This window comes from Corallococcus sp. 4LFB (assembly GCF_046520365.1).
GTDB classification, from domain to species: Bacteria; Myxococcota; Myxococcia; order Myxococcales; family Myxococcaceae; genus Corallococcus; species Corallococcus caeni.
In genome coordinates, this window is sequence record NZ_JBKGHJ010000299.1 from 1 (window position 1) to 10,862 (window position 10,862).

Annotated in this window: 9 protein-coding genes; 4 read left to right on the forward strand and 5 right to left on the reverse strand. The window is 70.1% G+C overall.

Going from position 1 to position 10,862, the window contains the following annotated elements:
• Positions 1 to 385: TIGR02266 family protein (locus ACLEQD_RS27255; protein WP_410387881.1), on the reverse strand; the 385-nt coding region annotated here is incomplete at its 3' end.
• A gap of 164 nt (positions 386 to 549) precedes the next feature.
• Between ACLEQD_RS27255 and guaB the strand changes: the two genes are divergently transcribed.
• Positions 550 to 2,007, forward strand: a complete 1,458-nt coding sequence (guaB, locus tag ACLEQD_RS27260) for an IMP dehydrogenase (RefSeq protein ID WP_410387883.1) — start codon at positions 550 to 552, stop codon at positions 2,005 to 2,007.
• A 57-nt stretch (positions 2,008 to 2,064) separates the two neighbouring features.
• Here the strand turns inward: guaB and ACLEQD_RS27265 are convergent, their stop codons facing one another.
• Positions 2,065 to 2,649 carry a hypothetical protein gene (locus tag ACLEQD_RS27265; RefSeq protein WP_410387885.1) on the reverse strand — a complete coding sequence of 195 codons (585 nt, stop codon included), beginning with the start codon at positions 2,647 to 2,649 and terminating at the stop codon, positions 2,065 to 2,067.
• Between the two features lie 124 nt (positions 2,650 to 2,773).
• Between ACLEQD_RS27265 and guaA the strand changes: the two genes are divergently transcribed.
• Positions 2,774 to 4,327, forward strand: a complete 1,554-nt coding sequence (gene guaA / locus ACLEQD_RS27270) for a glutamine-hydrolyzing GMP synthase (RefSeq protein WP_410387887.1) — start codon at positions 2,774 to 2,776, stop codon at positions 4,325 to 4,327.
• 23 nt (positions 4,328 to 4,350) lie between these two features.
• Here guaA and ACLEQD_RS27275 read toward each other — a convergent pair whose 3' ends face one another.
• From ACLEQD_RS27275 to ACLEQD_RS27285, 3 genes are all read right to left on the reverse strand, one after another.
• Entirely contained in the window at positions 4,351 to 5,133 is a 783-nt protein-coding gene (locus tag ACLEQD_RS27275; RefSeq protein ID WP_410387889.1) for a phytanoyl-CoA dioxygenase, read from the reverse strand.
• 81 nt (positions 5,134 to 5,214) lie between these two features.
• Positions 5,215 to 7,308, reverse strand: a complete 2,094-nt coding sequence (locus tag ACLEQD_RS27280; protein ID WP_410387891.1) for a S46 family peptidase — start codon at positions 7,306 to 7,308, stop codon at positions 5,215 to 5,217.
• 198 nt (positions 7,309 to 7,506) lie between these two features.
• Positions 7,507 to 8,289 carry a helix-turn-helix domain-containing protein gene (locus tag ACLEQD_RS27285; protein ID WP_410387893.1) on the reverse strand — a complete coding sequence of 261 codons (783 nt, stop codon included), beginning with the start codon at positions 8,287 to 8,289 and terminating at the stop codon, positions 7,507 to 7,509.
• Between the two features lie 105 nt (positions 8,290 to 8,394).
• Here ACLEQD_RS27285 and ACLEQD_RS27290 point away from each other — a divergent pair, with 105 nt between their 5' ends.
• Both ACLEQD_RS27290 and ACLEQD_RS27295 read left to right on the forward strand, forming a co-directional pair.
• A complete protein-coding gene (locus ACLEQD_RS27290; protein WP_410387895.1) occupies positions 8,395 to 9,222 on the forward strand; it encodes an MBL fold metallo-hydrolase in 828 nt (275 codons plus the stop codon).
• A gap of 25 nt (positions 9,223 to 9,247) precedes the next feature.
• Positions 9,248 to 10,567: a metal-dependent hydrolase family protein gene (locus tag ACLEQD_RS27295; protein WP_410387897.1), complete on the forward strand. Its 1,320-nt coding sequence runs from the start codon at positions 9,248 to 9,250 to the stop codon at positions 10,565 to 10,567.
• The last annotated feature ends 295 nt before the right edge of the window (positions 10,568 to 10,862 follow it).

Sequence of the window (10,862 nt, forward strand, 5' to 3'; positions counted from 1 at the left end):
CGGGGACGGTGTAGTCCGCGGGGCCCACGCCGTTGGGCACGGGCGGCAGATCCGACTGGGCGTGCGGAAGCACGGCGACCGCGGCGTCCAGGAACCGGCGGGTCGGTGGGTCCGCCTCCCCGAACTTCAGGCCCATGCCGGAGATGCCCTGGCCCTGCTGTCCGGTGACGAAGTGGACGATGGCCGCCGTGTAGAGGAGCCGGTCGCCGCCTGCCAGGCGGAGGTCCAGGGTGACGGCCGTGCCCGGGGGGCGGACGGCCTTGGCGCGCAAATAGATGCCGCCCCGGGTGATGTTGCCCCCGTATTTCGCGAGGAACTCCTCGGGGGTGGCGAAGGGCAGCTTCACCACCAGCCCGACCGCCCCCGCTTGATTCAAATCCGCCAAGGCCCGGTCCAAGTCCCAAGAAGTGTGTGTGGGACGCCGAGTATCACCTGAAGTCCGAGGGAACGGGCGGCAAAAAACCTTCTTCCGTTGCGCGGCAGCCGCGCAAACCGTATGGACACGCACCCGCCGGGCGCTGGTGCCCCGCGGGGCCTCCGGGAGCCCCCATGTTGAACCCCGATATCCGGCTGGCCCTCACCTTCGACGACGTGCTCCTGCTGCCCGGTGAGAGCGCCGTCACCCCGCGTGATGCCGACCTCACCACCCGCCTGACGCGCAACATCCGGCTGAACGTGCCCCTGCTGTCCGCGGCCATGGACACCGTGACGGAGGCGCGCACCGCCATCGCCATGGCGCAGGAGGGCGGCATCGGCGTCATCCACAAGAACATGACGCCCGAGCAGCAGGCCCTGGAGGTCCTCAAGGTCAAGAAGTTCGAGAGCGGCATGGTGGTGGACCCCATCACCATCGAGCCCAAGGCACCGCTCGCCCGCGCCCTGGAGCTGATGAAGATGCACGGCGTGTCCGGCGTGCCCGTGGTGCAGGGCAAGCGCCTGGTGGGCATCCTCACCAGCCGCGACGTGCGCTTCGAGAAGAACCTCTCCCAGAAGGTCGAGGACGTGATGACGACGAAGCTCGTCACCGGCCACGAGGGCATCGCCCACGACGACGCCCAGAAGCTCCTCCACGAGCACCGCATCGAGAAGCTCCTCGTCGTGAACGAGGCCTACGAGCTCAAGGGCCTCATCACCATCAAGGACATCGAGAAGCGCCGCACCCACCCCAACGCCGCCAAGGACGCCAAGGGCCGCCTGCTCTGCGCCGCCGCCGTGGGCGTGTCCGCGGACCGCGAGGCCCGCATCGACGCGCTGGTGAAGGCGGGCGTGGACGTCATCGTCGTGGACACCGCGCACGGCCACTCGAAGGGCGTGATTGAAGGCGTGCGCGACACGCGCAAGAACTTCAAGGGCTTCGACCTCATCGCCGGCAACGTGGCCACGGCCGAAGGCACGCGCGCCCTGATTGAGGCGGGCGTGGACGCGGTGAAGGTGGGCATCGGCCCGGGCTCCATCTGCACCACCCGCGTGGTGGCCGGCGTGGGCGTGCCCCAGGTGACGGCGGTGGATGACTGCGCCCGCGAGGCGGACAAGCACGGCATCCCCATCATCTCCGACGGCGGCATCAAGTACTCGGGCGACATCGTGAAGGCGCTCGCCGCGGGCGCCAGCTCCGTGATGATCGGCTCGCTGTTCGCCGGCACCGAGGAGTCCCCCGGCGACGTCATCCTGTACCAGGGCCGCAGCTACAAGAGCTACCGCGGCATGGGCAGCCTGGGCGCCATGAAGCAGGGCGCCAAGGACCGCTACTTCCAGTCCGACGTGGACGCGGTGAAGCTGGTGCCGGAGGGCATCGAGGGCCGCGTCCCGTACAAGGGCACGCTCTCCATGAACGTGCACCAGATGCTGGGCGGCATCCGCAGCGGCATGGGCTACGTGGGGTGCGCCACCATCGAGGAGCTGCGCACGAAGGCCACCTTCACGCGCATCACGTCCGCCGGGCTCAAGGAGAGCCACGTGCACGACGTCATCATCACCGAGGAAGCGCCCAACTACCGGATGGAGTAGGGCGGTGAGGCTCCCGCCCCGGGGGAAGCTCCGGGGCAGGGGAGGGCAGGCAGGGGCCTACTTGCCGCGACGCTTGCCGCCGCTGGACGTGTCCTCGGCGGGGGCGGCCAGGGTGGAGATGCGCTTCTCCGCGGCGCCCACGCGCTGGAGCAGCTGCTCGCGGTCGTCCGGGTCCAGCGTCTCGATGGCCTTCTTCAGGGTGGCGAAGTCCAGGCGGGCCACCGTGACGGTGTTGCCCCCCTTGATCTCCTGCACCGTGGGCACGTCCACCAGCTCGCGCAGGTAGGTCTCGAACTCCACCCGGACGTCCGCGGTCTGCTGGATGCAGGTGTCCTTGGCGTTGACCAGGCCCTGGCTGCCCTCGCGGTAGCTCAGGTCCGGGTTGCGGGCCATGGCGTCCTCGAAGGTGTGCGTGCGGTCCTTCAGGGACGAGTACAGGTTGACGTAGTCGATCAACCGGTCCGACTCCGGACGGTTCACGTCCCGCGCCTTGTTGAGGGGCTGGGTGGTGTCGTCACAGGTGAGCTTGGACAGCTCCGTGACCCCGGGCGCGTCCTTCACCGCGACGCTGCGGGTGTCTCGCTCCAGGCGTTCGTCGGAGGTGATCTCCTTCACGCACCCCGAAGCGGACAGGAGGAGCATGGCTGCTGCAGTGGAAGCGGACAGGCGGCGCACGAACAATTGACGGCCTTTCAGCGTTGATTTCCCGAAGTTTGTAGCGATAAGGGCCCCCACCCGTCAACGACGCCCCCTGGGAGAATCGCCGGTGGACCTGCACTCCGAGAAGATCCTGATCCTTGATTTCGGGAGCCAGTACACCCAGCTCATCGCCCGGAGGGTGCGCGAGCTGGGCGTCTACTGTGAGATCCACCGCCCGGACCTCCCCGCCGCCGACATCCGCCAGTTCGCGCCGAAGGGCATCATCCTCTCCGGCGGGCCGGCGTCCGTGGAAGCGCCCGGCTCCCCGCGCTGCGACCCCTACGTCTTCGAGGCCGGCGTCCCCGTCCTGGGCATCTGCTATGGGCTCCAACTCCTCGCCAAGCTCCTGGGCGGCCGCATCGACCGGGGAGCGCACCGCGAGTTCGGCAGCGCGGCGGTGGAGGTCCTCACCGCGCGCGGCCCCTTCGCGGAGTTCCGCCCGGGCGACCAGGTGCAGGTGTGGATGAGCCACGGCGACCGGGTGGACGAGCTGCCGCCCGGCTTCGAGGCCATCGGCCGCAGCGGCAACTCGCCCTTCGCGGCGGCGGCCCACAAGACGAACCCCTGGTACGGCTTCCAGTTCCACCCGGAGGTGGTCCACACGCCGCAGGGCAAGGCCATGCTGCGCGCCTTCCTCTTCACCGACTGCAAGGTCACCGGCTCCTGGACGATGAAGGGCTTCATCGACGAGGCGGTGGAGACCATCCGCAAGCAGGTGGGGGAAGAGGGCCGCGTCATCTGCGGGCTCTCCGGCGGCGTGGACAGCTCCGTGGCGGCGCTCCTGCTGCACCGGGCCATCGGCCCCCGGCTCCAGTGCATCTTCGTGGACAACGGCGTCCTCAGGCAGGGCGAGCGCGCGCAGGTGGAGGCGCTCTTCGTGGACCGCTTCCACGTGCCGCTCAAGACGGTGGACGCGCGCGAGCGCTTCCTGTCGAAGCTGGCCGGCGTCACGGATCCGGAGCAGAAGCGGAAGATCATCGGCCGGGAGTTCATCGCCGTCTTCGAGGAGGCCTCGCGCGACGTGCAGGACGCGGGCTTCCTGGCGCAGGGCACGCTGTACCCGGACGTCATCGAGTCCGTGTCCTGGAAGGGCCCGTCCGTCACCATCAAGAGCCACCACAACGTGGGCGGCCTGCCGGAGCACATGAAGCTCAAGCTGGTGGAGCCCCTGCGCGAGCTCTTCAAGGACGAGGTCCGCGCCCTGGGCCGCGAGCTGGGCCTGCCGGACGAGATGGTCTCCCGCCAGCCCTTCCCGGGCCCCGGCCTGGCCATCCGCGTGCTGGGCGAGGTGAACGAGAAGCGCCTGGACCTGGTGCGCCGCGCGGACGCCATCGTGCAGGAGGAGATCCACAAGGCCGGCCTCTACAAGGAGGTGTGGCAGGCCTTCGCCGTGCTGCTGCCGGTGCAGAGCGTGGGCGTGATGGGCGACGAGCGCACCTACGAGTCCACCTGCGTGCTGCGCGCCGTCACCAGCGTGGACGGCATGACGGCGGACTGGGCGCGCATCCCGTACCCCATCCTGGAGCGCATCTCCTCGCGCATCACCAACGAGGTGCGCGGCATCAACCGCGTCGTCTACGACATCTCCTCCAAGCCGCCCGCCACCATCGAGTGGGAGTGAGGCGGCCGTAGGGCCCGGGGCGGTCAGGTCACCGCGCGCCGGATGGCCTCCTCCACCGGCGACGTGTCCTCCGGGAGCCGGGCCAGGCTCAACGGCTCCCGGGGCAAGAGCGGCGGCTGCGCCATGAAGCGCGGCCGCGTTCCCCGGTGGGCTTGTGCGGAGTGCACGAGGAAGGGGTGGCACAGGTAGACGGTGCCCGCCTCGCCCGTGGCCAGCACCTCCCGCCGGTGGGCGGACTCCGAAAAGCCGTTGGCCGCGAGCTGCCGGAGCGTCAGGCCCGCCTCGCCTGCGGGGCCCAGCCGCCGGGCCACGTCCTGGTGTGAGCCCACCCGGATGCGCGTGGGCGCGTCGTGCTCGCCCACGTCGGAGAAGAGGAAGAGCATCAGCAGCGCCCGGCCCCTGGAGGCGACGTTGGCGCGCCAGTCCATGAAGTCCGGCTTGTCGAAGTCGAAGCCCACGTCGATGTGCCACCCCGCGTCGCCCGGGTCGGCCTCCAGGCCATTGGGGGAGGGGAAGCGCACCGGGAACGTGCCCATGGCCCGGCACGGCAGCCACCGGCCGGCCCCCACGAGCGCGTCGAACGCCGCGTGCAGCACGGGCGTGTTCGCGGCGTCCACGAAGGGCTGCTGGCTGTACATGCCCAGGCGGATGACGGGCCGGGTCCAGGTGGCGGGCTTGTCCGGGTCACAGCCCGTGTCCCTCCAGAGGAGGGCCCGGGCCTCGTCCGCGAGCTCGCGGGGGAAGGCCCCGTCCAGCCGGAGGAAGCCTTCCCGCATGAACTGCTCACTTCGGGCGTCGTGCGACATGGGGCGCACGCTAGCAAGAAGAAGAGGCTGCCCGGTTCGCACCGGGCAACCTCTGGGGACTTCAGGACGCGGTGGGGAGGACTACCCCGCCGGGTTCGCCTTCACCGGCGGCACCTTGGTGCTGCCGGGGCGCAGCTCTTCCAGGACGCGGTTGGCGCCGTAGATCTTCTGGAGCGCCTCGATGATGGCGTCCGAGTGCACGGCCACCGTGCGGTTCACGGACTCGTCGAAGCCGTACTCGCCGCCCAGCGACTGGATGTTGCCGTCGAACACCAGGCCGACGATCTCCTGGTTCTTGTTCACCACGGGCGAGCCGGAGTTGCCGCCGATGATGTCGTTGGTGGTGACGAAGTTCATCGGCGTGGTGCCGTCGATGACCTTCTCCGACTTCACCCACGACTTGGGCAGGGCGAACGGCTCCTGGCCCGTGGCGTGCTCGAAGGTGCCGGCCATCTGGGTGATGGGCGCGACCTTCTCACCGTCCTCCATGTAGCCCTTCACCGCGCCGAACGACACGCGCGGGGAGAACGTCGCGTCCGGGTACTGGCTGGTGCCGTAGATGTCGAACTTCGCCTTGGCGACGAGCTCGCTGTTCTTCCGGATGACGGACTCCACTTCGTCCTCGAACTTCTTGCGGATGGCGCGCGCGTCGGGGTCCACCAGCGCGGCCAGCTGGATCATCGGGTCCTTGGACGCGTCCACGGCCTTCTTGCCGCCTTCGAAGAGCGCCTTGCGCGCCTTCACGTCCCGCAGCTTCGTGCCCTTCACCACGCGGGTGGCGACCTGCTCCGGGGACTCCTTGCCCAGCACCTTCTTCACGAACGGGTGCTTGGCGCCCAGCTCCTCACGCAGCTTGGTGAGGCTGAACGTCAGGCGGGCGATCTCCAGCTCCGGGTAGATGGGCGCGGGGCTGAACAGCTGCGCCTTGAGCGCGGGCTGGTTGGCGTCGTTGAACTCGCGCAGCCGCTGGCCGTTGTCCTTGGGCAGCTCGTCGCCGGCGCGCACCAGCGTCTTGGCGATGCCGAACAGGGTGGAGGACAGGCCCTGGCCCTGCTCGATGTAGTTCAGGTCCTTGCGCAGGTTGACGAGCTGCGCCTCCGCCTTGGCGATCTCCTCCCACGCCGCGGCGTACTTCTTCTTCATCTCCGGGTTCGCGGCGACCTTCTTGCGCAGCTCCTGCTCCGCGGCGACCTTGGAGGCGAAGAACTGCTTGTCCAGCAGCGCCTCGTGGCGGCCCTTGGACGCCTTGAGGGCGTTCTCCACGCCGAACAGGATGTTGCTGGAGATGCGCTTCTGCTCCGGGCCGCGCTTCTGGAACTCGGTGAGCATGCCGCGCAGCTCGGACAGGTACATGAGCGTCTTGGGCATGGACACGTCGCGGATGTACTCCAGCTCCGCGATGGTCAGCGCGCGCGAGGTGCGGCCCGGGTTGCCCGCCACGAACGTGAGCTCGTTCTCCTTGGCGCCGTGCTCGGACCACTTGAAGTAGTCCGGCGTCTTCACCGGCTGCTTGTCCTGGTAGACGCGCACGAAGGACACGTCCAGGTCGTAGCGGGGGAACTCGAAGTTGTCCGGGTCACCGCCGAAGAAGGCGATGGCGTGCTCCGGGGCGAACACCAGGCGCACGTCCTGGAAGCGGCGGTACTTGTAGAGGTTGTACTTGCCGCCCTGGTACAGCGTGACGACGTCACAGCGCACCTTGTCGTCGCCGTTGGCGCAGGCCTTCTCCACCTTGGCCATCTCCGCCTTCAGCGTGTCCGAGTACTGCTTGCCGGTCATCGACTGGGTGGCCTTGTTGAGCTGCTCCGTCACGTCGGTGATCTCGACGAGCTGGTTCACCTCCATCGCCGGGCACTGCTTCTCCTCGGCCTGCGTCTTCGCGTAGAAGCCGTTGGCCAGGTAGTCCTGCTTCGCGGTGGACAGCTGCTCGATGCAGCCGCGCGCGCAGTGGTGGTTCGTCATCACCAGGCCATCCGGCGACACGAAGCTGGCGGAACAGCCGCCGGCCAGACGCACCGCGCCCAGGCGGAGCTTCTCCAGCCACTGCTGGCTCGGCTCGAAGCCGTACTTCTCCTTCACCTTGGCGGCGGGGAAGTTGTTGTACGTCCACATGCCTTCATCGGCGAGCGCCGGGGCGGCACCCACGAGGGCGGCGATGACGATCAATCGCTTCATGAATGGGATCCTTTCGGGCCGCGGGACGGAGGCCCGCGGGGACGGGGCGTTTGTGAGGGATGGCCTGGCGACGGTCAAGCTGGGAAAACGCCCACGCCCGCAGCACAACGTCCGAGCGCCCGAACGATTCCCCAGGACCCCCGGCAGGCAGGCGGATTTCTCACCCGCCGCGTCCCGACGCACCGCGTCCGAGCCGGCTCAGGCCGCCCGGGCCCGCGACCACGCCCCGGGCGTGGTGCCCAGCACGGCCCGGAAGTCCGCGATGAGGTGGGCCTGATCATAGTAGCCAGCACCGGCGGCGATGGCGCCCCAGTCCGGCCGTGCGCCCTGGCCCTGGACGGTGGAGGCCCGGAGCGCGCGCTGGAAGCGCACGAGCCGGGCATAGGACTTGGGTCCCATGCCGAGCACGTCGTCGAAGGCGCGGCGCAGGTGCCGTTCGCTCACGCCCAGGGTGCGGGCCAGGTCCGCGACGCGGGGGAGGTCCACGGCGTCCGTGAGCAGGCGGATGCCGCGCCGCACGAGGTACGCGGCGGCCGGTTCGAAGACGTCGTCCCGGTGGAGCCGGTCCACGAGCGCGGCCTCGAGCGTGCGCAGGCGGGCGTGGGAGGTGGGGGCCTGGGCCAATGAGGCCCGGAGCCGGGCCCCGTCCGCCTTGCCCCAGAGCGTGTCGATGGAGAGCGACCGGTGGGCCAGCTCCGACATGGGCAGGCCGAAGAAGGGGTAGGCGCCGCCGGGCTTGAACTGGATGCCCAGCGTGTCGGGCGGCACCTCCGAGGGCGCCTTGCGCAGCGCCTGCTCCCTGGGTCCCAGGGCGTGCACGTCGCAGGTGGTGGGGGTGACGCGGACCACCAGCTCGACGGTGCCGTCCGGCACGCGGAGGTAGTCGCCCGCGGAGGGGCCTCGCCACAGGACGCGCACGCGCTGGATGAAGCGGGACAGGTCGGCCCGGGGGGCCAGCGCGGTGTCGGGCGGAGCGGCCATCGCCGGGAAGCATGGGGCGGCCGGGCCGGGGCTTTCAAGCGGCGCCGGAGCGCATGGCCGATTCCTCCAATCGGGCACCGGGGCCCGGTGCGTACCTTGCCGGGCATGCGAATCCACCACCTCAACTGCGGAACCCTGTGTCCCGCCAGCGCCCGGTTCGTCACGGGCTCGGGCGGGCTGTTCGAGCGGGCCCGGATGGTCTGCCACTGCCTGTTGCTGGAGACGTCGCGGGGGCTCGTCCTCGTGGACACGGGGCTGGGGACCCGGGACGTGCAGGACGCGAAGGGCCGGCTGGGCCAGCGCTTCGTGAAGCGGAACGCGCCCCGGTTGGATCCGGCGGAGACGGCGCTGGCCCAGGTGGAGCGCCTGGGCTTCCGGCGCGAGGACGTCCGGCACATCGTGCCCACGCACCTGGACCTGGACCACGTCGGGGGGCTGGCGGACTTCCCGGACGCCCAGGTCCACGTCTTCGGGGACGAGCACGCCGCGGCCATGGTGCCGCCGGAGGCCGGCGCGAAGTTCGGGTACAAGCCGGTCCAGTGGTCACACGGGCCGAAGTGGAGCCGGTACGCCGTGGAAGGGGAGCGCTGGTTCGGCTTCGAGTCGGTGCGGGTGATTCCGGGCCTGGACGCGGAGGTGGTGCTGGTGCCGCTGACGGGCCACACCGCGGGCCACTGCGGCGTCGCGGTGAAGGGGTCCGGGGGCTGGGTGCTGCACGCGGGGGACGCGTACTTCAGCCACCGCGAGGTGGACCTGGTGGCGCCGCGAAGCCCGTGGGGCGTGGCGCTGTTCCAGAAGTTGAAGTCGGTGGACAACGCCACGCGGCTCCAGAACCAGGAGCGGCTGCGCGGGCTGGTGCGTGCCCACGGACACGAGGTGAAGGTGTTCTCCGCGCACTGCGCCGTGGAGTTCGACCGGCTGCGCGCGGGATGAAACAAGGCTGTAGCATCGCGGGACCTTGCGACGCGCTCTGCTCTTCGGTTCCCTCCTGCTGTCGTTGTCGTCCTCCGCCGCCGCACCCGCCCGGGTCCAGGTCCTGAAGGCCGCCCGCCTCTTCGATGCGAAGGCGGGCAAGGTCATCACCCCGGGGGTGGTGGTGGTGTCGGAGGGAAGGGTGGTGGGCGTGGGACCGAAGGCGCCCGTACCGGAAGGCGCGAGCGTCGTGGACCTGGGCGACGCCACGCTGCTGCCGGGCTTCATGGACGCGCACACGCACCTGACCGTGGAGCCCGGCCCGGACTGGCGCAAGGACCTGGTGGACAGCTTCCAGCGCACCATTCCCGAGCAGACGCTGGACACGCTGCCGTGGGCCCGGGCGACGTTGATGGCGGGCTTCACCACCGTGCGCAACCTGGGGGCGGAGGACTTCATCGACATAGGCCTGCGCAACGCCATCGCGCGAGGCACCGTGGTGGGGCCGCGCATCCTCGCGGCGACGTCCAGCCTCAGCTCCACGGGCGGGCACTGCGACTACGGCAACTCGTTCCGCAAGGGCCTGCTGGCCCACGACGCCAGCCCCGGCGTGGCGGATGGCCCGGACGCGCTGCGCGCCAAGGTGCGCGAGAACGTGAAGTACGGCGCGGACGTCATCAAGGTGTGCGCCACGGGGGGCGTGATGAGCCTCAACGCGGACCCCGACGCGCCGCAGCTCACCCAGGCGGAGCTGGACGCGGTGGTGGATGAAGCCCACGCGCACCGGCGCAAGGTGGCCGCGCACGCGCATGGTGCGGAAGGGGCGAAGCGGGCCATCCGCGCGGGCGTGGACTCCATCGAGCACGGCACGTTGATGGACGACGAGGGCGTGGCGCTGATGAAGCAGAAGGGCACCTGGTACGTGCCCACCGCCCTGGCCTTCTTCGGGGTGAAGGAGCTGGCGGACCAGGGCAAGCTCCCCCCGGCCACCGTCGCCAAGCTGCGCGCCGTGGACAAGCGAAGGGAGCACGTGCTGCGCAAGGCGATTGCCCTGGGGGTGCGCATCGCCTTCGGCACGGACGCGGGAGTGTTCGAGCACGGCCGTAACGCGCAGGAGTTCGCGCTGCTGGTGGAGGCAGGCCTCACGCCGGCGGAGGCCCTGCGCACCGCCACGGTGAACGCGGCGGAGTTGCTGGGCGTGGCGGACCGGCTGGGGACGCTGGAGCCCGGGAAGCTGGCGGACGTCGTCGCCGTGCCGGGCGATCCGCTGAAGGACATCCGCGTCACGCAGAAGGTCTTCTTCGTGATGAAAGAGGGCGTCATCCAGCGCGACGACACGGCGGCCTGTTCGCGCGCCGCGCCATGAGGCTGCACCGCCGGATGAGCACATCACATCGCAAGAGGGACTGACCTGGGCGCGAGGCCGGCCCGTCCTCATCCGGTGTCAGGCAGGCGCGGACCCAGGGGCCCAGGGGCCCGGGCGGCGCGAACTGGTCCGACTGTCGGACCAGCTCCCAGCTCTTCAGTCAGACCAGCGAGGCCCCTGGCCCGGACGGCACGAACCGGTCCGACTGTCGGACCCGTTCTCAGTTTCTCAGCCGGACCAGTGAGGCCCCTGGCCCGGACGGCGCGAACCGCTCCGACTGTCGGACCAGCTCCCA

What these genes read in the sequence shown, in the direction of transcription:
- ACLEQD_RS27275 (WP_410387889.1), bottom strand. Translation starts at nt 5,133, where the DNA reads ATGTCGCACGACGCCCGAAGTGAGCAGTTCATGCGGGAAGGCTTCCTC.
- ACLEQD_RS27265 (WP_410387885.1), bottom strand. Translation starts at nt 2,649, where the DNA reads ATGCTCCTCCTGTCCGCTTCGGGGTGCGTGAAGGAGATCACCTCCGAC.
- ACLEQD_RS27280 (WP_410387891.1), bottom strand. Translation starts at nt 7,308, where the DNA reads ATGAAGCGATTGATCGTCATCGCCGCCCTCGTGGGTGCCGCCCCGGCG.
- ACLEQD_RS27285 (WP_410387893.1), bottom strand. Translation starts at nt 8,289, where the DNA reads ATGGCCGCTCCGCCCGACACCGCGCTGGCCCCCCGGGCCGACCTGTCC.
- ACLEQD_RS27290 (WP_410387895.1), top strand. Translation starts at nt 8,395, where the DNA reads ATGCGAATCCACCACCTCAACTGCGGAACCCTGTGTCCCGCCAGCGCC.
- guaB (WP_410387883.1), top strand. Translation starts at nt 550, where the DNA reads ATGTTGAACCCCGATATCCGGCTGGCCCTCACCTTCGACGACGTGCTC.